Here is a 20,783-nt window from a genome sequence, read left to right as displayed (position 1 = left end):
AACAGGAGTAGAATCCAATGAAATTACTTCATAATCCACGCTGTAGCAAAAGTCGAGAGGCCCTCTCCTTGTTAGAAGAGAGAGGTATCAACCTTGAAGTCCGTGAGTACTTAAAAGAGCCAATGGAAGAAGGAGAGCTTCGGGAGCTAGTCAAGATGCTTGGCACCCCCGTCTTAAGACTCCTACGTCAAAAAGAGAGCCTGGTACAGACATTAGAGCTAGATCTTAGCGACAGTGATGCTGTTTTTGCTGCGATTGCAGCGCATCCATCTCTGATGGAGCGACCGGTGTTCATTGGAAAAAGTGGCAAAGCTGTGATTGGTCGTCCCCCAGAGAGGGTTTTGGACTTACTCTAACCATCTTTAGATCGGGTTTTGGCCGCTTCCAAGTCACGAGATCCAAGCACCTCATGCGCTCTTGTAAATGGACTCATCTTACTGCCGACTTTCATCAACGGTAAGGGTCTGAAATGAATCTGGGTGCGCAAGGTTGAAGTCTCGGGCATGCTGAAGTAAATCAGGATCAAAGCCCTGCTCTCGGATTCTCTTTATAAACTCGATGAACCTAGGAGAATTCTTAATCTCTGTTGGTTGAGCTCTTTCTTTTAAGTGATAATCTGCAACCAACTTTGCTCCATGACCCTTATGACTACCACGATCATCTTGATAATACTGAGACAGAACCAACAAACGATTTCCTAGAAACAGAGCTTCCTCTAGGTCATGAGTCACAAAGAAAACAGTCATCTTAGATTCTTCCCAATGTTCAAGCAGGAATAGCTGCAAGTCTTCTCTGGTCCCAGGGTCTAAAGCTCCAAAAGGTTCATCCATAAGCAGGATCTTGGGCTTTTTAATCAAGGCTTGCACAATAGCTACTCGTTGTCGCATTCCACCGGAAAGCTCATGGGGATACTTTGAGCTATGCTGATCGAGCCTTACTCTTGCTAGATACTCCATGACTGTAGTTTTGATTTCTTTATTAGTTAGCCCAGCAGATCGATTCAACCTTAAGCCGAGAGCGACATTATCTAAAACTGTGAGGTGGGGAAATAGGGAGTATTTTTGAAACACGATCCCTCGGCGTTCATCAGCAAAACCAATAGGTATACCATCTAAAAGGATCTTGCCACTGTCTGAAGCCTCTTGACCCAGGATGAGTCGTAGTAGAGTTGATTTACCACAACCACTAGGGCCAACAACCGTGCAGAATGTGCTTCTAGAAACTTTCAGATCAATGTTGTCGAGGATCACTTTCGATCCATATGACTTGTAAACATCCTCGATTACAAGAAAGTGATCTTGATCTACCATCATTGCACTCCTTTATACCAAGGGAAAAAGATATCTATTGATTTTCTGAGAGAATAATCGAACAAGAAGCCAAGAAAGGTTATCCAAAGAGCATAGGGAATGATAACGTCCATTGCCAGATACCGCCTCACCAAAAAGATGCGATAGCCCAGACCTTCTTGTGAAGAGATAGCCTCAGAAGCGATTAAGAATAGCCATGCCGCACCAAGTGCTAAGCGAACAGTTTCAATGAGTCTAGGAAGTATCTGAGGTAAAATGATTCGATACGTTACCTGCCAAGATCTTGCTCCCAGAGTTAAGGACTTGATAATCTGCTCAAAAGGAATTTTAGAACTCGATAGGTAGATATCCCTCGTAATAAGCGGGAATGTCCCTAGGAAGATCAACGCTATTTTACCAAATTCATCAACACCAAAGCTGATAAAAAGAATTGGTAGAATTGCTAATGGCGGGATGATCGAAAAGAACGTCATGAAGCTTAAAAACAGAGATCGAAACCCTGGGTAAATTCCCATATTCAGCCCCAAGAAAAGGCCGCAGAAAGCAGCAAGGCTAATACCAATGCCAATGCGCTTTAAGCTCGCAAAGGTATCTGACCATAGGATATACTCTCCGCTTCGACGATCTTCTTGAAACGCCACGCGATCAACAGCATCCAACATTTGTGTCAGCGACGGAAGTATCTTATCCTGAGGATTTTCTTCCAATCGAGCCGACGAAGCATTGAAATACATAATGAGAAACAGAACAAAAGGCAAGGCTGATAGAAATATCCCTAGCAGCCTCCCAGGTGAGGCATAAAAACCGAGAAGCTGAGGTCGTTTCAAGGGGTCACCTATAGTCTATTCTATAGTTTGTTGCTTGCTGCCATTTCCATGTACTTGGCTGTGAATCGAAGCTTTACATTCTTCTTGTTACCCAAGACGCTGCCATCGGAAAACTCGATACCAAGAAAATCTTTGGAAGAAGCATTGCTACCGAAGAGTCCTTTGTCAAAGGAGAAGGTTCGAACATAATCCATGGTTTTTTTCAGCTTTTCATCCTTTGCAAAACCAACCGCCTTGCTAGGATTATAAAACATGGACGTTGTCTTAAGCTGGTTTTTAAAATCCTCAACTGAAGAACCTGCCTGCTTCGCCATGGCTGCGATAGCATTGCTATTAGACTTAGAGGTCATCACAGACATGACTTCATACCACGCTCCCGTCAAAGCCTTCTTAAGAGCCTCATCGGCAGTGCTCTTGACCACCATCACATCGATAATCTCACCCGGGATCATGGATGAGTCGAATAGCATGGTAGACCCTTTTTGGTTCTTCAAACTCATGAGAATCGGGTTCCAGGTTACTGCTGACCCTTTCTTAGCAGAATATACAGAGCCAATATCAGCATCGCTGGTATTCACCAATTTGAGATCTTTTTCCTTCATACCATTCATATCAAGTGCTCTTGCCAGGAGATAGTGAGACACAGAGAGCTCCACAAGCATGACCTCACTTCCCTTTAGTTCCTTCACTGACGTCTTTGAACGACTGATGATCCCATCGTTACCGTTGGAAAAATCGCCAATGATGAGAGCTGTCGAATCAATACCCCCCACTGCAGGGATCGTTAAAGCATCCATGTTCGTCATGGTACAAGCATCATATTTGCCTGCTGTGTAAAGATTAATTGACTCGATGTAGTCATTGACTAGATCAAGCTTGATCTTGATTTTATACTTGTCAGCCCATTTCTTAAGAATACCTGAAGACTCTGCGTAACCCCAAGGCTCCCAGCCAGTATAGTGGGACCAGCAAACAGAGTATGTCTTTGCTAAAGACGTTGTGCTCAGCCATAATGCCATTAAAGATAAAATACCTAACTTCATCAACGACCTCCGGAGTTCAAACATTGATCCGTGCAATAAAAATATTTTAACCACATCTAATTGTACATGTGTAGAATATTTATTGTTTCTTCCTTAGGAAGATACCAATATTATATCTATGCTGCTTAAAATTACTAGCAGACATCTGATAAAATTGTGTAGAAGGTTATTAAATAATCTTACCGATCGAGAGGTGAAACATTGTTCAGGATAAAAGCATTCATAGTTTTCGCCACCATGGCGGTTTTTAACAATGTAGCGCTAGGTGTAAATTACATCTCCTCACCAGCTCTAGACCAAGCCATGAGTCTGAAAGTTCTAAACTGCCCTACCAAGTCCACAATTCAGTTGCCTATCATCACTTGGGGTGGAGATATTGCAACGATATACGCCAATGGTAATCAAAAAGAGACAAGCTCCTCCAGCATACTTGGAAAAAAGGGCCTTAAATTTAGCCTGAAGCGTGAAGATAAATTTAAGAAGCAGATTGAATCCTACATGTCATGCCAGTCTCCTTTCCTTCGCGGAACGTTAGGCATGGTAAACATGGCATCGAAGCTCTTAAACCAAGACCCACGCACCAAACTACGGGTCATCTATCAGCACACTTGGTCACAAGGGGGAGACGCTCTAGTCGTTAAGCCGGGTATCAAATCACCTCGTCAGCTCAAGGGAAAGACGATTGTGCTTCAGGCTTACGGACCTCATATTGACTATCTTGGTAAGGTCCTAGCAAATGCTGGTCTTGGCCTTAATGATGTCAAGTTGAAATGGGTTCAGGATCTGACAGGAACCGATGAAAGCCCTATGGCGGCCTTTTACAACAAGGATATTGATGCTGCAATGGTGATCATTCCAGATGCCTTGGCTTTAACATCGAATGGAACAGTAGGAACAGGCAGTGAAGACTCTGTGAAAGGCGCTAAGATTCTCCTATCCACCAAGTCCGCCAATAGAATCGTGGCCGATGTTTATGCCGTTCGTGAAGACTTTTATAAGGCTAACAAAGGCATGCTGGGAGACCTGGTACATGGTCTCATGCTAGCTCAAGAAGAGTTACAACAATTGGTCCAAGACAGAAATTCAAAGAAATCTCTCTACAGCGCTACAATAGGATCATCGGCGGAGATCCTCTTGGATAGTTCTAAGGCGATCGCTGATACTGAAGGACTCTATGCAGATGCCAAGTTTGTTGGATTTCCAGGCAATAAGCAGTTCTTTCAAGACCCGCACTACCCGAGACGATTTTCTAAGCTTAATAGCGAGATTGCAGAAACTCTCGGAAGTATCAACCTTACAAGCACTAAGGCCAACTTAGAAGCTGCGGATTGGGATTACGATAAACTTTCAAAAGGAATAGTTCAAACGTCCAAAGCCGAATCGGGAAAATTCAATCAGGAAGCAGTAGCAAAAATCGTTCAGAAGAAAAATCGCCAGGGCAACGATGACGATAGCCTTTTTTCGTTCGAAGTCTATTTCAAGCCAAACCAGAATACCTTCGTCGCGAGCCAGTATGAAGAAGACTTTAAACGAGTCATCGACTTAGCCAGTACTTACGGTGGAGCGATTATCACAATCGAAGGCCATTCAGACCCTCTTGGCTATTTAAAGAAGAAGAAAAACGGCAGCTCTAAAGTAGTGCTACAAAGAATCAGACAATCTGCGAAAAACTTAAGTTTAACGCGTGCCAATGCAGTTCGCAACTCTCTGATTCAATATGCATCCAAGAAGAAAATTTCCCTCGACCCAACGCAGTTTGCGGTCGTGGGTCACGGTATCGCCAAGCCGGCAAACGGAGTTTGCGGCAGTGATCCATGCGCTCCTAAAACAAAGGAACAATGGCTTGAGAATATGAGAGTGGAGTTTAAGATCATTCAAGTTGAAGCCGAAGAAGACGTTTTTAGCCCAATCTGATAAGCATAAGAGAGCAGACTATGAAGCAATTACTCATTTTACTGATGTTAGTGGGCGTATCCTGTACCAAGAAGTCACCAAAAAGTGATCCGAAGGATGATACTCTATCATCGGAAAACAGGCCAAACTTGGCCAAGGTATACCGTTGGCCTCCGGCGGCGGATATAGAGTTTGAAGTCCTTCCAGAAGATCGGAGACTAGCCAAAAACTATTATATTGTTTTCGATGGATCGGGAAGCATGGGTGATACCAAGTGTGCCGATGGTCAAAAGAAAGCTCAAGTGGCGGTAAAAGCGCTCAAACAATTCGCTAGCAATGTACCTCCCCGCGATAACCTCGGATTATTAGTATTCGATAATCGCGGATTGGAGGAAAGGGTCCCGTTGAATATCAATAATCGAGAGACTTTTTTCGACGAGCTTTATAGCGTGAAAGTAGGTGGTGGCACCCCCTTAGGTTCTGCAATTGAGCTGGGGAAAGTCAAGCTAGAGCAGCAAGCAAGACGACAACTCGGTTATGGGGAATATAATCTTATTGTCGTTACCGATGGCGAAGCGGACAGTAACGACCTTCCCCATAAGGCAGTGGACTATCTGGTCAGCGAAACCCCTGTAGTAGTGCAAACCATTGGTTTTTGCATCGGTTCCGACCATACCCTAAATCGCCCCCAAGAAACCGTGTACAAATCCGCAAACAACTCCAAAGAACTTCTTAGTAGCCTAGAAGAGGTCTTAGCAGAGTCTGAGACCTTTGTAGACACACAGTTTGAACAGTAAGAGGCAGCTTTTGAACAAGAATCTAAAGATATTTATTCCGATCGTGCTTACGGGACTCCTAGGAATGATCGCTTTCAAGTATCTAGAGCCAATGATCGAACAATATCAAAAAGAAGAAACCTCCGATGCCGGTAATATCAAGCAAACTATCAAAATCGGAGTCGATAGTTGGGTCGGATATTTCCCGCTGTGCAGTAAGGATTTTCGGCAGAGGATGCGATCCAATGGCTACCTCATTAAATGTATTGATGATAAGGCTGACTATGCAACGCGGTATAGCAGGCTCAAGAAGGGCGAGATCCAATTCGCCGTTGGCACAGTGGACTCATACCTCATTAATGGAAAACCTCTCTCTTTTCCTGGCACGATAGTGACTGTGATCGACGAATCAAAAGGAGGAGACGCCATTGTTGCCAAGAAATCGAGCTTTCGCAACCTTAATGACGTCAAAAAGGATCAATCGTTGAAAATTGCATTCACCGCAAATTCACCTAGCGAACATCTTTTGAGTTCGATTGCAGTTCACTTCGATGTTAAGACGGTACTTAAAGGGCAGTACGGCAAGGTAGAAACTGACGGATCTGAGGAAGCCTTTCAAGCGCTGATGGATGATAAGGTAGAAATTGCGGTTCTCTGGGAACCATTCGTGAGCCGCGCGCTGGCGAAAGGCAATTATCATTCGATCCTAAGCTCCAAAGACACACAGAAACTGATAGTAGATATTTTAATTGTAGGTCGAAAGTTCGCAGACAAAGAGCCTGAAGTTGTCAATGTCTTTCTCCGAAACTACTACCGTACCCTAAAATACTACCGAGAAAATTTCTCGCAGCTACTTGCAGAAGTTAGTCAAGATACGAAGCTGTCCAAAGATGCAGCAGAGTCTATGTTGAAGGGAGTCAGTTGGCAAACCCTGCATAGTAATGGCTCCAAGTGGTTTGGCCTGTCAGTTGGCAGCAAGATGTCCCACGAGTATCTTGTCGATACTATTGAATCAGCGGTCGATATTATGCAGCAGACTGGAAAGATCACAAAACACCCCTTGCCCGATGAGAACCCCTACATCGTTATGAACCGCTCTTTTGTCGAATCTCTCCTTGCCGGTGGAATTAGTATGGGGAATGAACAAGATGAAGCCATCGCAGAATTTGATGCTCTATCTGACCTTCAGTGGGAACAGCTAACTGATGTGGGGTCTTTAAAGGTTCGTCCGATTACATTTCAGAGTGGAACCGATGATATCAGTGGCGAAGGGGTTGATGAAATCAAGAAACTGGTAAGGAATCTACAGCATTACCCTAATTTTAGAATTGTCGTGCGAGGCCATACGGGAACAAGAGGCGATTCGAAAGCCAACAAAAAGTTATCTCTAAACCGGGCCCAAGCTGTCAGAGAGTTCCTGGTTCAGAAGGCAGGCATTGATAAAAATCGCATTCGTGCCTTAGGGTTAGGTGCTAGCCAACCCTTACCTCGCAAGCAGGGGGAATCCATGAGGGCCTATAATTATCGCCTTCCGCGCGTTGAGATCAATCTAGTCAGCGAGGTCTATTAACCAATATGGAAAGCCCTGACTTCTCGAAACAATCAACCGACAAGGCTGTTCTTGCCGAAACTCTGCAACACCCCCTTACTTTGGGATTTGCCACTATAGGAATATTCGGTGGCGCAGCTTCGGCACTGTTCAGCTTAGGAACTTTGCCGGCGCTCGTTGGAGTTGGTGGCGCTTCCCTCGCAGCTCTGTCCTGGATTGTGAACTACATGTTTCGCAAGGAAATCTTTGCCGCCCGGCATATTCAGAAGCTGCAAACCATGCTTGATGAACATCGTCGGGAAACAGTACGGAAAATAGAAACTCAGTTAAAGGAGCTTGAAGGGGAGCCAGGCCTAACCACCTACTGCCAGCAAGGTGCCGAGCAATTTCATCGCTCGAAACAGCGATACGAGAATCTCGCTCAAATTCTCCGTAGCAAACTTAGCACCTCAGAGCTAACTTACTCGCGATATCTGGGAACTGCGGAACAAGTTTACATGGCTGTGCTAGACAACTTACTGCAAGTCGTCCACTCTCTTCAGAGCATTAAGCCCATTGACTCGGTTTATATGAATGAGAGACTCAAAATTCTCAACGAAATCGAGCCTAAAACAGATGCTGATCTTAAAGAGGTGAACACTCTCGAAGATCGTAAAAACCTTAGAGATCAGCAAATAGAGTTAATCAACCAGATATTAACCAATAATGAGGAAGCCATGACAATGCTAGATAGAACAGCAGCTTCCATAGCACTTATGAGGGCCGGGGTAAGTCAGACGGAACAGGGTCTCGACGATGCCATGAAAGATCTAGAAGATTTAGCTAAGCGAACGACCAGATACTAATTTCAGAATCATGACACAAAGAGGTGAAACTTGAGTACCCAAACGAATCAACTCAACCCAGCACAAGGTGATGCACTAAAACAAGAGCTAGATTTTGGACTTTCGCAACCTCAAGAGAAGTCTGAGGTTGAAAACCAACTGGAAGGAATAGCTAGTGACCACGCTGACAAACTCACAAACTTTGATAACAGCGACTTAACCCGTCAGGAGGACATCAAAGTTGCTGTGGAGTCGATGGCCTTAGAACTCCAAAAACAAGCTGCCAAACAAAGCGCGATGCTGAAGCAACCTCTCAATACGATCAAGCACAGAAGTGAAGATGGTGGTGATGTTGCAAAAGCCCTAATCGACTTGAAGGTTCAAGTGGAAGATCTAGACCCAGCTCGATTTGATTTTGATGCGGGTTTTGTCACTCGATTCCTGGGCTATATCCCAGGAATCGGAGGGCCCATCAAGCGTTACTTTAGCAAGTATGAAAGCGCACAAACAGTGATTGCAGCCACAATCAAATCGATTGAATTAGGGCGATCTCTGCTGGAGAGAGACAATATCACCCTCAAGGAAGATCAAAAACGTATGCGTGAGATGACCAAGAAGCTTGAGCGAGCTGTGATTCTCGGGCAATTGATCGATAACAAGATCGTCTACAAACTCGAACGAGAGATCTCTACAGATGATCCGAAGCGGAAGTTTATCGAAGAAGAGATTCTCTTCGCCTTGAGACAAAGAATCCAAGACCTTCAGCAACAGCTCGCCGTCAACCAACAAGGTGTGCTTGCCATGGAGATTGTGATACGCAACAACAAAGAGCTGATCAGAGGTGTTAACAGAGCGCTCAATGTTACGGTTTCAGCACTTCAAACAGCTGTAACTGTCGCATTGGCTCTCAACAATCAAAAGATCGTGCTCGATAAGGTTGGAGCACTTACACAAACCACTGATAACCTTATCGCCAATACAGCCAAACGCTTAAAAACACAGGGAGCTGAAATCCACAAGGCAGCTTCGTCAACAGCGCTCAACATGGACACCCTAAAGTCTGCCTTTGCTGATATCAACGCTGCCTTGGATGATATCTCCAACTTCAGACTAAAGGCCCTCCCTCAGATGGCAGAAAATATCATTGAGATGGATAAGCTAACGAAAGATGCGGAAGACAAGATCCAAAAAATGGAAAAGGCTAACCGGGCTAAACCCACGTTAACCATCGATCCTGAGGTATAAAAAAAATGTCAAACGATTGGGACGATGCACTCCTGACGCTTTTTGGTCCCAAAGCGCTTTCAAAACTTGATCTCCATTCGACTTCATCGTCAGTTAGGGATCAATCAGCGAGCGTTCCACTCGATAAAGCGGAAATTCTCAAAACGATTGAAGCCCCTGAGGTTTTAGGCCAGGATCAAGCCCTAGCCTCGGCAAGATCCCTTCTAAACCACCTCAAGATTCAGTCCAAGCGATCTGGTGAACAAGGAGAGGACGTTCGTGTGGCACTTCTCGGGCAGGACGGGACAGGTAAATCAACACTTGCTAAATGGCTCTCCCAGCATCTGATGCCAATGCTATCTTATTCTAAGTTTACAGTCTTGACTCACTTTGATATCAGGCAACTGGACACTAAAAGTATCAAGCAATCCCTCGCCACATGGAATCAGCATATTGTCATTATAGAGGATATTCATGAGCTTTTAGACCATGAGCTTGACAGAGACAAGTTGAGATACATTCTAAATGCAAGCTCTGGCCAGCCCATTTCAATACTGATGACTTCTAACAGCCCCAGTTTAGATGTTTTAAAACAGAAATTATCCCTTACTAAGAGCCACTGGCACGAGATCCTGCTTGAAAATTTTTCGGCAAAGACTATTGCTGAGATTTTAGATAGGCTGCTCAGCGATCATAAGCTACTTTCTGAACCTGAGGCCAAAACAACCCTCGTCGATGAAGTGATTGCAAGATCAAAACATAAGGGTTTTGCCAACTTTCATGACATTCATCGAACGCTAGATAGAGTTCTTTTTCAACAGAGTCAGCGCTTAAGCAAAAAAGACCTGAACCTCCTGGAAGACGAAGAGATACATGAAATTATATACAGTGACGTAACCATGGACCCAAACGATGAGGGTCGCTATGAGGATTTAGTCCAAAAATCTGAAGAGCAAAGAGAAGGCCCTTTTGATGCGCTCTACCGCTTGATCGGCTTGGAAAGTGTTAAAAATGAACTGCTGAAGCTTTCCCAATACATGAAGATATCTCTACTACGAAAGAAAGGTGGCAAGAAGCCATCGCTCCATATGGTCTTTACTGGTTTTCCAGGCACTGGTAAAACGACTGTTGCTCGACTGGTAGGAGCTATCTTAAGCGACATTGGCTATCTCCGCACTGGCCATCTCGTTGAAGTTGAACGGGCCCAACTTGTTGGTGAGTATATTGGTCAAACAGCGGTCAAGACCAAGAAAAAAGTGGAAGAAGCATTGGGGGGCATTCTTTTCGTTGACGAAGCCTACACCTTGTATCGCGGAGACGGTAAGGATAGCTATGGCCAAGAAGCCATTGACACCATATTAAAGAACATGGAAGACCATCGCGGCGACCTAGTTGTCATTCTTGCTGGTTACCCGACAGAGATGGCTACATTTCTAAGCTCCAATCCGGGCCTTCCCAGTCGATTTCCCTTACACATAAACTTCCCTAACTATAGTCGTAGGGAGCTTTCCCAGATTGCTGAACTCTTAGCTAAAAATGAAGGCTTTGTTCTAGCCCCAGACGCTACTAATAAGCTATTGGATATAGTAGACTTAAATAGAGGTAAGGAAGAATTTGGGAATGCTCGAGACGTTCGTAATTTACTGGAAAAGTCCTATCGCAACCATGCATCGCGACTAAGTACCCTTGGGGATATTTCTAAGTTGAATCACGAAACTCTCAACACCATCGAGAGCGAGGACATCCATTGACTGAGGTTGAATTTAACTGGAAAAGGATATTCGATGACTGTATCCCATCTAGCTATGAACCCCTCCTCAGAGACATCGAAAAATTCTTTCTTACTGTCAAAGAGAACTATGACCTCACAGAGACGTCCGTAAGATCACTCCACGATCGGATTGTAGAGGGGGCCTGCTTTCTTCCTGAGCCGATCGCTCTCAATGATAAGGAGCTATCTTCATTCGAGCGAGTTCTTGCCAAAAGCATTGATATTCTGATACATCACAACAACTACGTTCTTGATTCCAAGTTAACCTATGATGATTTTGGATCGAAATGCCTCCATGAGTTTCAAGTTGATTTTGATAGCAGCGAGCAAAGTAAATCATTAGTCATCGCTAAAATTCTAAGTGCAACTTCGCTCAGTGAGCACGACTTGAAGCAAATCTCTCTTGAGAACAAGTACTATGCCCAGGATGCTAAGTTAAAGAAATCAATTATTGAAGCAATGAGTAAATTATATTCTCTGGATCAATTGAACCCCCAACAAGCCCAAACTGGAAAACTTTTCAAAGATATATACGGTGACCATCCACTGCCCGAAGAGCAAATCAAACTAGTTGTCACTAGCAATCTAGTGTTTTTCTGTCTCCCTTTTGATGAAAAGACGTTTAACGCTGACTTTGATAATTTTGACAAACTATCTCCGAAGGATCAGAGAGATACATTAGATTTTTTCAAGAAACTCAACTCATTCAAGCAAGACCAATTTTCCCATTTCCCAGTTTTCGGCTTCATTAAGGGCGAGATGATGAACCCAGAGATGATTTCCAACATCGCCTCTCTCACAGGAATAAATGAAACACTCATCACTGAAGAACTCAATTCTCTGGTTACAGTTCTTCCTTTAAAAGTCGTTGATAAGTATCTGCTTCACGACGTCTGGGGACATGGCTGGCAAGCATCGCTCCTTGACTTTGAGAAGATGTACCAGAAGATTGCTACCTTTGCACAGCCTTTCGATGAAATCAAAACCTCATCGAAAAAAAACCTGCTAGATTGCTTCACACAAGGATGGAATAGAGATAAGTTTAGGGATTTTCTGATTGATCTGACACTAGATAAGCTCCCTATCGCCATGACACCAGTTTTCGCCGAAATGCTTGCTGATATTACCGAGTACAAGTTTATCGAACAGCACCCCGATCTAGCTAAGCACATGGAAAGTTCCAGCGCTTTTAAAAACATGCCCGTAAAGATGGATCTACTAGTCAATGATCTAAGTTTCTACTTTCATCAGACAGCAAAACCTGTTCGACTCTGGTGTAGCTCTGGTAGTAGGCAAACAGAAACGAAGAACTACTTGCACCGACATGGGGTGGAAAGTGTTCCTCTAGCAGAGATGCTAGAGATTGCGAGCCATGTGAGCAGCATACTCTTCGATCGCAACCTAGTGTATAAAAACCAAGGAGACAGACTCCAGATAAATGTATTCTCCAGAATTGTCCTAAACTATTTTGCAGTTCACAGTGCAATCCTTACAACCTACAAGAATGCCCGGCAGCAAGAGGATAAATTAGACCCCAATATTGCCAAGGGGCTCATTGATCTGATGATACTTAGTGCAGGAGTATTTTTTGAGGACGATCCTAAAGAGAACATGTGGCATATAGATGAGTACTTGATGTACTACTTTATCCCTCTCACAAATCGAATACTAGCCACCAACTCATAGCCCCCGGCGAGCCGAGGGAGTCGAGGGAGTCGAGATTAAATAATCCAGGCGGTGACTCCAAAAGTCATATATCCATAGCGTTTTTTATATTCTTTCGGCCTAGCATAGGCATCAATATCTTCATGCTTCTCAAAGAAATACCTTTTAAATCGATGCATTCCCACGCTAAGACTTAGTGCAAATCGTTCATTTAGCGGTATGATATTTTTCAGCTCTGCTTTCATTCCTCGATCTTCAAGCTTGAAATCATCCATCTTGCCTGAACCAAAAGTTCCCATTGCCACTAGATTTGGATACCAGAAGCTAATACCACGATATTCAACAGCCAGCTGCGGGCTGACCTGCTTATAATTCATGCGCTCGCTTTCTGTTTGATCGTAAGATGCTAGCAAGCCTTGGATTCCTACTTTAATGGAAAATGTTTGATTGCCAGTAAGGTAAGTGCTCAGGCCAATCGAAGGAGCTAGCCATGTCTTGAGCCGACCTTCAACATCTACGGTATAGAATCTATGAAGCTCGATATCAGACTGACTGGTGGCATTGAGAAAATGGCTTTTGAAGTACTTTACCTTGGCGTGGGCCTGACACGCAAAGAGGCTTAGTACTAACGCCAAGAGCTTGGTTCGCATAACGCCTTTCCTTTCTCTAGCTTAAGATCCAATTCAGTCTTAGAAGAATCGGCTGCATTTTCAGCCTGCGGCGCCTGGCCTTCAAGCTGAAGTGGCTCGAAAAATAGTTCTTCACCTGCATTAACACTACTGTTTCCAACAAATAGGTTATTAACAAAGTCGGCTTTCGGCTTTTTTAAGAAGCTTGAATCTGACTCCAGTGGAAGATTCAACTCGAAGAGTTTATTGCCGGGGCTAAGATCTAGCTCCGCCAGGTACCTCGTTTCCGATTTTTTTTCTCCATTCTCTACCCGAAAGACTGTCATCAATCGATCTAGATCCTCACTTTCGCGAATTCCATCACGATCGTAAGAGTAGGGTATTGTTTTTTCTTTAAGCCATAGCACTTCAATTTTACCCTCAGCGAATTGGTCTGTAGCTTGATCACCAGCATTACCCTCAGGGGTCTCTTCCAAATTCACTTTCAAACTACTGGTATAGCGATAGCTTTTGGTTGTTTTATCATAATAGAAGCAAAGCTTCGGATCTTCGGTTCCACCATCGCGAAGTTGCCAAAGGCCAAGCAGACGCTTCACCGAGTCAGCAACAGCAGTATCCTCTTCGGTAACATCAGCCTTCAATTGATCGACTTCCTTCTTAAGAGTCTCGTTAGACTCAGTAAGGCTGGCTTTTTCGGAAGCTAGCTGATCACGCTCTTTCTTAATGGACGGGTCTTCCACTACATAAACCGGGTCCTGACTACAAGACAGAACTGCTGTACCTAATAGTGACAGTGCTATAATGCCGTTCTTTTTCTTCATATTTTGACACCTCTGTGATAAACCTACGAACAGGGTAGACTAGCGAAACAAGCTGATATTGCTAGAGCTGGTTTCGTAGCAAGCCTATAGTCATACTTTCCGATGAAACTTTTTGCTACTCCAGATTGGAGCTGGGGCATCTAAACTACCAATCAGCAAGTCATACATCACTATCGCTGTGCTTCGGTAATTGTTGATCAGCGAAACACTTGCCTTGCCCGACCAATTGATAGGTAGTTAGGCTAGCCGTGGGTTAGTTACCTTCTAAATCAGCGATAATCGAGTTAAGGTCGTCAGCGTCACCATCAATTTCATATCCCTCGTTTGATTTAGGTTCCACATGTTCACGCTTTAGATCCTTGGTTGCTAAACTCCAAGTCTCCCGATCTGGACTTTCTACCTCGTTTACTGGTTCATTCCTTACAGTTTTAGGCAGAGGTTCTAGACTTGCTAAGCCGTCTAGCCATTGTTGATACCAATCGAAGGTTAAGCACCCGCCATCACGATTCGTCATCAGGTGGTCGGGGAGCGACTTCAGGTTTCCTGCTAGCAACAATGACCTAGTCGCCGAGTTTGGAATCAAGACCTCGCAAACAGGAACTCGAATTTTAAATTTGGGGTGCACAACAAGCCTCTGGCAAACAACTGCTTTCAAGCAATCGGCCAGTTGAGCGAAGGCAAAACTTTGAAAATCCTCAGTAAATGTTGCCGAAAGCCGCGAAATTGCCTCTACGACAGATGCTGAGTGAATCGTAGTAAAGACAAGATGTCCCGTTTCGGCAGCATTGAGCGTCGCCCTTGCTGTTTCTTCATCACGAATCTCGCCAACAAGCATCATATCAGGGTCTTCCCGTAGCGCATCACGAACGCCACTTGGAAAGTCTTTCACACTGATTCCGATCTCTCGCTGACGAATCAGCGAGAGATTAGGTTGAAAGATATACTCGATAGGATTCTCAATGGTGATAACATTCATCTGCTTGCTATGGTTGATTTGATTAATTAGTGCCGCGATAGTGGTAGATTTTCCCGACCCAGTCGGCCCACAAACTAAAACTAAACCTCGATCAAAATCAGAGATCGTCTTAAAAACTGGATGAAGGTTTAATGAAGCTAAACTAGGTACATGACTAGACAGAATCCTTATGGAAGCTCCCACCCCTCGATACGTGAAAAAAATATTAATACGACATCGAACTCCTGAAATATTCTCCGAACAATCAATCGACTTATTCTGAACCAAGTAAGCCCATCTTTCGTTACCCAACAAGTCAAGGAGTGAATTCTTTAGTACTGCAGCTTTAATGACAGAACCATGAAATTCAATTTTATTATTAATTCGAAATGCCGATGGTCGACCAGAATCCAGATGAATATCGCTGGCCTTCAGCTGTATTGCCAATTTCACTAGTTGCTTGAGACTCCCAGAGCTATCAGCCATTCCATAATTCTCCTACTAGTATTTCCCTACAAACAAGACAATAACAGGAAAATCATATCAGGTGAAGATTTCTGTTAAAACGAAACTTCTCACCAATTTTTAATCTGCAATTGATGTGTCCTTGCTCGTTTATTGATCCCGTTGTGCTTGTGTCTACGGGAACTCTTTACAATTGATTCTTATGTAGGAGCATACTATGCGAATCTATCAAACCATGGGATTCCTCATCGGCACGTTAACCCTTTCATCAGCTTTGCTTGCCGACCAATGCCTGGAGCGAGACTTGAGATTTAGCAAGGATCGTACCTTCAAGATAATGCAAATCACAGACACCCAGGATGACCACTGTATTGACAGCCGGACCGTGGAATTAATAAGTAAGGCCATTACTACTGAGAAGCCCAACTTAGTAGTTTTTACCGGTGATATCATAGCCTCTGGTGATATAACTCCAGAGGATGTGCGAGTTGCAATTAACAATGTCATTCACCCTGTGGAACAGGCCCGAGTTCCGTTCCTAGTCGCTTTCGGCAACCACGATGAGGATAGCTCCGGTCTAACGGGTATCTATGAGCCTCAACAATTACAGATCTATCGCAGCTACTCTTGCAATCGAAATCAGACAGATGATGGCAACTCTGTGACAGGCACTGGTGAAACTGTGAGCTTGATCAAGTCGTCTGATAGCGACAAACCAGCGTTTGCAGTCTGGACTTTGGATTCGGGTCGATACGCTCCTTCATCCTTCGCAGGTCAAAGTATCAATCAAGAGTCTGTGAAGTATGACAACAAGTGGGATTGGATTCGCTCCGATCAAGTTCAATGGTATGTTTCAGAATCTAAGAAAATTGAAAAATCCGCTGGTCGAAAAATTCCTGGCCTTATGTACTTTCATATCCCCTTACCGGAGCACGAGTACATGTGGGATATCGATGCAGGCTGGGTCTATCCTGATGGCTACCCCACTCACCCAGGGAAGCAACGAGACAAGCACAGTTTAGTTGGCGAACGAAACGAATGTGTTTGTACTGGCCCCTTCAATAGCGGACTTTTTAGTGCCATGGTAGATCGAGGTGATGTGAAAGGTGTATTCGTTGGGCATGACCATATCAATAGCTATCATGGCAACTACTTTGGAATTCTTTTAGGTTATGGTGCAAGTGCTGGATTTGGCACCTATGGATTTTCTGCTGCCGACAGGCATCGGCTAAGGGGTGTTCGTATCTTTGAAATTTCGGAAGATCGGCCTCATAAGATCAACACCAGAATGGTCTTAGCGTCAGACCTAGGAGTCAACACGCATGATTCAAATCAGTACAATAATTTCCCGAAAGAATACTGTGAAAAAAGACTTCGTGAAATCAAACTATCACCAACAAATTCGCAGGAATTTGAGATCAAGCAAGGCCGTGCCGTTGGACCCATAGTACGTTAGATCGAAGATTTGATGCATTTACTCAATATTTGAAAAATCGTCAAAGATCCATTTTTCTATTTCTGCACCTTAGGGTGTTTAGTTTTTCCTCACCTACGAGTGGATGACTGACAAGCTAAGGTGCAGGAATTGACCAAAAGTAGAATCCGCGTCAAAGATGCGTCGTTCAAGATTTGAAAGAATTCTTTAAAATGATCACCACTCGATACCAGATTCCACAAAGAATCGACTTTCATCAGACTCGATAGCTTTAGATTTGAGGAAGTAAAAGGTAGGCTCTTTTTCGACGGCCAAAAAAACCCAGAACAAAGTCAAGACCAATCGTAACGGCATGCGAACTGGCCAAGGAAATGATTGGAGGCTAATTCGAGCATCATTTAGAACGAAACTGTTCGTCGAGCAATGTGAATAGATTTTCACACGTATTTAGGAGCGGTATGACCTCTCTAGCTAAGTGCAATGTAGTTACAAACATGGCTTCCAAACTAAACCAAATGAGTTTGCGATGAATCCATCGATTGAATTCACGCTTATTGAGGCCTCTCCAAAGTCTTGAACTCTTGCACTAATGGAGCTTTGAATCATTAAGATTTTTGACACGCTATTACAGGATGACCATGTAACTTCATCTAGAGGAATATCGTGAAATCGAGCATAGTTACCGACACCTTCATCTATACGAACGTTGAATAGCTCTTCTCGCTCTGAATCCTCACGGCTCCCTTTATCAAAGATTTCGTAGGTCGCTCGATGACGAGCATAGGCGTCCCCGCGCACAATGCTGAAACCACGAAATTCTGCCGACACGATCCCAAAAGACCATTGGGCCGGTGCTAGGATCTCGTATCGTAAGCGACACTTTTTCATCACGCGGGTGCCAGCATCACGATTCGCAACTTTGAACCCAGTAAAGAGGACTGAAAACACCTGTCCATCTTCACTTATCAGAGTACTATTGTACTCGTTAGTACAGTCTTTCCCCTTGATCTTTACATCTTGAACCTTTAACTCAAATGATCTTTCTGAAGCTTTAGCGAAATCAAACTGACCAAAGCTCAGGATACAAGAAAAGGCAATTACTAGTGAGAATGAAATGGACCACACAAGGATATCCTCATTTTTTCACCAAGGGAGTTGAAACTCCCTTGGAGTTCATAAATACTTGTCACTATTGCTAATTTAAACCTAGCTACAGGCCTTAAACTCGACGAAGAACTTGATCTCCGATGAAACATCTACTGAGGTTAGCTCAATTTGGGTTGGAATAAGGTTGTCTGGAGCATCGAACGGCTCTTGAGTAAATAGAGTACTATTCCAAACCAATGTTCTTTCGTTAAAAAAGCAAGGTGCAATAACCGCCTTTTTGATTTCATCAAGAACGAAAAACCTAGGGTTGAAGAACTGGGGGGCCTCAACTTCCTCCGCTTCAGATTGTATGATTTGAGCATTGCGACGCTCATCGAAACCAAATACATCCGACCGAACATCACGAACACGGCTTCCAATCCATGAATACTCGCGCGTAATTCCGGCTACACTGACTTGATCTTCGGTCCCTTGCCCACTCGCTACACCCCGATACTCGACTCGGGTTAGAGATCCAGTAATGCCATCTGGGAACTTAAAGGTCGTTCTGAAATCACAAGTACTGAAGGGATTTTCAATGTCCGTACTAATAGACTTGTAGTTTGAAAAAATAAAAGAAACGGATGCTCCGTTGCCGTTGATTTCAACAACTGGCTTGAATTCAGCGTCTTTAACTTTACAATCGCCGCCTTCGATACTAGCTCCAACCACCTCGACTACTGGATCTGATGATTGAGCAAAGACTGATGAACAGATAAGGGACGCTCCCATGAGCATTGCTGATGATAGTTTAAGCACGATATGTCTCCTAAGCTAAATAATATGTAAACTTATTGGCAAGGTCTGGCTTTAAAAGTTGCTGAAATGGGACCTTCACTAGTGGCGCCCAAAATACTCGCACTAGCTGTTCCACTGCCTGAAGAAGGCATTGGTCCAGCTGTTAGAAGAGTACTCACGCGAAATATTACCTTCTGAGCACCACATGGACTCCAACCTCTGGAATCTCCCAGATCACTAGCTACATAGTCTGTGATTTGAAAAGCTCTGCCAAAATCGAAGTTATGATCTGCATCGCTACTCTGAAGCTGCCGATTGCTCTTGCTATCAAAGAAATATAGGTCGTTTCTCTGATCACTTCGAGAGCCAGCCCAAAAATACTCCCGATTAAAGTTAACAAAAGCGTTTTTTCCCTGCGCCAATCCGAAATAACTCACCTCGTCAAGTGCATAGCTGTAGCTCGGATCTACACTAAACGTTGCTGCGATGTTACAGTTTGCAGTTTGAAAGTTGTTGCTATTGAGCTTGACTTCAAACTCATCTGGTTTCACAACCAACTGGTTACCAAATGAGACAATTTCAACACTCTCCCTGTTGCATGCATTGCCGAGGATCGTGTAGCTCTCTAGTTCAGGTGATGGCGTTGCAAAAGATGCTGTAGCACTGATAAGAGCCGAGGAAGCAAGCACTAAAAGACATGTTTCAATCTTCATTATTGTTCCTTTCGTTCCAATTCGATTAAGGTCATTCCATATTGTTATCGCTTTTTCTGGCGATAGACATGGTTTAGAACTTGCTGATAAGCGAATCAATCTAATTCATGGGGCATTGTGGGGCGAGTTTTTAGACTATGGTCACACGAGTACTAGCTACAGTAAAAGCGAACTATAGGCTTGGAGTGCTATGAATCTTGTTGTGTGCTACCACTTCATTCGCTTGTCATTATATAGGAGTTTAAACGATACTATTAGTTTGCTATTGAAAAGGCCTTAGTCTTATCATCATTTATTATATCTAAGCTACTCGCATATCTTTTATAGCGACGAGCCTCACGATCACGACCTTCTAGTTCGTAGATCTGTGAAAGAGCTTTGTATAATGCTACTAATATCTCGTTTGGTAGAGTTGGTAGAATCATTCCTTTAAGGATCTTCTCTACCGATTTGCTATCTTTGATATCCTTCACCAAATTCAGTACTTCCCTTGCTGCATTGATTTGCTCATCTTTGCTAGCATAGTTCGTCATGGTTTCATGAACGAGTTCTTCAGGTTCACATTCTAACGCATCGACCAACTTAAAAAAGTTTTCTCTTCGGACTCGCTTGATATCACCACTAAGCCAACGTGAAATTGTTTTGCGGTCGACAAGTGTTACGTGGGCTAGCCAGGTCAACTTGATATTTTTCTTAACAACAATCGCGAGAAGGCTATTACTATTGATACGAATGCTTTTTGCGCAAGGGTTCATAGAATCTTCCAAGTCAATTGATATGCTCATACATGGTAGATCCTGTGACAAGACTGATGAAGGCCTAAGTGTTGAAAGTGTTCTACTATCGTTCACTGGAAGGGTACAAACCCAGGTCTCAAATCTCTTAGTTCTCCAGTAAGCCGTCTCTATATCACTTGATAGGCCCTATCTAGGATAGTAAGAAACATGGAAGAGGAAAGAATTGATGCAACAAAATAAATGTTCTGTGGCCTCTATCCGA

19 protein-coding genes are annotated in these 20,783 nt (G+C 43.7%); 9 read left to right on the top strand and 10 right to left on the bottom strand.

Annotated features, from left to right (window positions below; all coding sequences use genetic code 11):
• The first annotated feature begins 17 nt into the window (after nucleotides 1-17).
• Nucleotides 18-356 (top strand): arsenate reductase (glutaredoxin), encoded by a 339-nt coding sequence (gene arsC, locus B9N89_RS21470; RefSeq protein WP_132322232.1) that lies wholly within the window; start codon nucleotides 18-20, stop codon nucleotides 354-356.
• A 78-nt stretch (nucleotides 357-434) separates the two neighbouring features.
• Here the strand turns inward: arsC and B9N89_RS21465 are convergent, their stop codons facing one another.
• From B9N89_RS21465 to B9N89_RS21455, 3 genes are read right to left on the bottom strand one after another with little or no spacing between them, the layout of a single operon-like run.
• Nucleotides 435-1,313, bottom strand: a complete 879-nt coding sequence (locus B9N89_RS21465; protein WP_234996142.1) for an ABC transporter ATP-binding protein — start codon at nucleotides 1,311-1,313, stop codon at nucleotides 435-437.
• Complete coding sequence (locus tag B9N89_RS21460) at nucleotides 1,310-2,137, bottom strand: ABC transporter permease (protein ID WP_234996141.1); 828 nt, start codon at nucleotides 2,135-2,137, stop codon at nucleotides 1,310-1,312. Before B9N89_RS21460 ends, B9N89_RS21465 begins: the two co-directional genes overlap by 4 nt.
• Nucleotides 2,138-2,157: 20 nt before the next feature.
• Nucleotides 2,158-3,204: a putative urea ABC transporter substrate-binding protein gene (locus B9N89_RS21455; RefSeq protein WP_132322234.1), complete on the bottom strand. Its 1,047-nt coding sequence runs from the start codon at nucleotides 3,202-3,204 to the stop codon at nucleotides 2,158-2,160.
• A 213-nt stretch (nucleotides 3,205-3,417) separates the two neighbouring features.
• Between B9N89_RS21455 and B9N89_RS21450 the strand changes: the two genes are divergently transcribed.
• From B9N89_RS21450 to B9N89_RS21420, 7 genes are read left to right on the top strand one after another with little or no spacing between them, the layout of a single operon-like run.
• Nucleotides 3,418-5,094 carry an OmpA family protein gene (locus B9N89_RS21450; RefSeq protein ID WP_132322236.1) on the top strand — a complete coding sequence of 559 codons (1,677 nt, stop codon included), beginning with the start codon at nucleotides 3,418-3,420 and terminating at the stop codon, nucleotides 5,092-5,094.
• Between the two features lie 20 nt (nucleotides 5,095-5,114).
• On the top strand, nucleotides 5,115-5,870 hold the full coding sequence (locus tag B9N89_RS21445; RefSeq protein ID WP_132322238.1) for a vWA domain-containing protein: 756 nt from the start codon (nucleotides 5,115-5,117) through the stop codon (nucleotides 5,868-5,870).
• 10 nt (nucleotides 5,871-5,880) lie between these two features.
• Nucleotides 5,881-7,419: a phosphate ABC transporter substrate-binding/OmpA family protein gene (locus B9N89_RS21440; RefSeq protein ID WP_132322240.1), complete on the top strand. Its 1,539-nt coding sequence runs from the start codon at nucleotides 5,881-5,883 to the stop codon at nucleotides 7,417-7,419.
• 5 nt (nucleotides 7,420-7,424) lie between these two features.
• The gene (locus B9N89_RS21435; RefSeq protein WP_132322242.1) at nucleotides 7,425-8,243 is read left to right on the top strand and encodes a sulfite exporter TauE/SafE family protein; all 819 of its coding nucleotides are present in this window, start codon (nucleotides 7,425-7,427) and stop codon (nucleotides 8,241-8,243) included.
• A gap of 30 nt (nucleotides 8,244-8,273) precedes the next feature.
• Nucleotides 8,274-9,467, top strand: a complete 1,194-nt coding sequence (locus tag B9N89_RS21430) for a toxic anion resistance protein (protein WP_132322244.1) — start codon at nucleotides 8,274-8,276, stop codon at nucleotides 9,465-9,467.
• Nucleotides 9,468-9,472: 5 nt separating this feature from the next.
• Nucleotides 9,473-11,197 carry an AAA family ATPase gene (locus tag B9N89_RS21425; RefSeq protein WP_132322246.1) on the top strand — a complete coding sequence of 575 codons (1,725 nt, stop codon included), beginning with the start codon at nucleotides 9,473-9,475 and terminating at the stop codon, nucleotides 11,195-11,197.
• The gene (locus tag B9N89_RS21420) at nucleotides 11,194-12,903 is read left to right on the top strand and encodes a hypothetical protein (protein WP_132322248.1); all 1,710 of its coding nucleotides are present in this window, start codon (nucleotides 11,194-11,196) and stop codon (nucleotides 12,901-12,903) included. Before B9N89_RS21425 ends, B9N89_RS21420 begins: the two co-directional genes overlap by 4 nt.
• Before the next feature lie 35 nt (nucleotides 12,904-12,938).
• Here the strand turns inward: B9N89_RS21420 and B9N89_RS21415 are convergent, their stop codons facing one another.
• The 3 genes from B9N89_RS21415 to B9N89_RS21405 all read right to left on the bottom strand — a co-directional run bounded on the left by B9N89_RS21415 (nucleotide 12,939) and on the right by B9N89_RS21405 (nucleotide 15,773).
• Nucleotides 12,939-13,532 (bottom strand): hypothetical protein, encoded by a 594-nt coding sequence (locus tag B9N89_RS21415; RefSeq protein ID WP_132322250.1) that lies wholly within the window; start codon nucleotides 13,530-13,532, stop codon nucleotides 12,939-12,941.
• Nucleotides 13,508-14,332 (bottom strand): hypothetical protein, encoded by an 825-nt coding sequence (locus B9N89_RS21410; RefSeq protein WP_132322252.1) that lies wholly within the window; start codon nucleotides 14,330-14,332, stop codon nucleotides 13,508-13,510. The genes B9N89_RS21415 and B9N89_RS21410 overlap by 25 nt, the downstream gene beginning before the upstream one ends.
• 253 nt (nucleotides 14,333-14,585) lie before the next feature.
• Nucleotides 14,586-15,773 carry a type IV pilus twitching motility protein PilT gene (locus B9N89_RS21405; RefSeq protein WP_132322254.1) on the bottom strand — a complete coding sequence of 396 codons (1,188 nt, stop codon included), beginning with the start codon at nucleotides 15,771-15,773 and terminating at the stop codon, nucleotides 14,586-14,588.
• Nucleotides 15,774-15,969: 196 nt separating this feature from the next.
• On the opposite strand from B9N89_RS21405, the gene B9N89_RS21400 reads away from it, so the two are divergent.
• Nucleotides 15,970-17,208 (top strand): metallophosphoesterase family protein, encoded by a 1,239-nt coding sequence (locus B9N89_RS21400; protein ID WP_132322256.1) that lies wholly within the window; start codon nucleotides 15,970-15,972, stop codon nucleotides 17,206-17,208.
• A 465-nt stretch (nucleotides 17,209-17,673) separates the two neighbouring features.
• Here B9N89_RS21400 and B9N89_RS21395 read toward each other — a convergent pair whose 3' ends face one another.
• The 4 genes from B9N89_RS21395 to B9N89_RS21380 all read right to left on the bottom strand — a co-directional run bounded on the left by B9N89_RS21395 (nucleotide 17,674) and on the right by B9N89_RS21380 (nucleotide 20,569).
• The gene (locus B9N89_RS21395; RefSeq protein ID WP_159455536.1) at nucleotides 17,674-18,312 is read right to left on the bottom strand and encodes a DUF4360 domain-containing protein; all 639 of its coding nucleotides are present in this window, start codon (nucleotides 18,310-18,312) and stop codon (nucleotides 17,674-17,676) included.
• Between the two features lie 81 nt (nucleotides 18,313-18,393).
• Nucleotides 18,394-19,092 carry a hypothetical protein gene (locus B9N89_RS21390; protein ID WP_132322260.1) on the bottom strand — a complete coding sequence of 233 codons (699 nt, stop codon included), beginning with the start codon at nucleotides 19,090-19,092 and terminating at the stop codon, nucleotides 18,394-18,396.
• Nucleotides 19,093-19,124: 32 nt separating this feature from the next.
• Complete coding sequence (locus tag B9N89_RS21385; RefSeq protein ID WP_132322262.1) at nucleotides 19,125-19,784, bottom strand: DUF4360 domain-containing protein; 660 nt, start codon at nucleotides 19,782-19,784, stop codon at nucleotides 19,125-19,127.
• Nucleotides 19,785-20,038: 254 nt separating this feature from the next.
• Complete coding sequence (locus B9N89_RS21380) at nucleotides 20,039-20,569, bottom strand: helix-turn-helix domain-containing protein (protein ID WP_132322264.1); 531 nt, start codon at nucleotides 20,567-20,569, stop codon at nucleotides 20,039-20,041.
• Nucleotides 20,570-20,783: the final 214 nt, after the last annotated feature.

The organism is Pseudobacteriovorax antillogorgiicola, from assembly GCF_900177345.1.
GTDB lineage: Bacteria > Bdellovibrionota_B > Oligoflexia > Oligoflexales > Oligoflexaceae > Pseudobacteriovorax > Pseudobacteriovorax antillogorgiicola.
The sequence above is the reverse complement of the archived record's forward strand: the minus strand, read 5'-3'. Positions and strand labels throughout refer to the sequence as shown.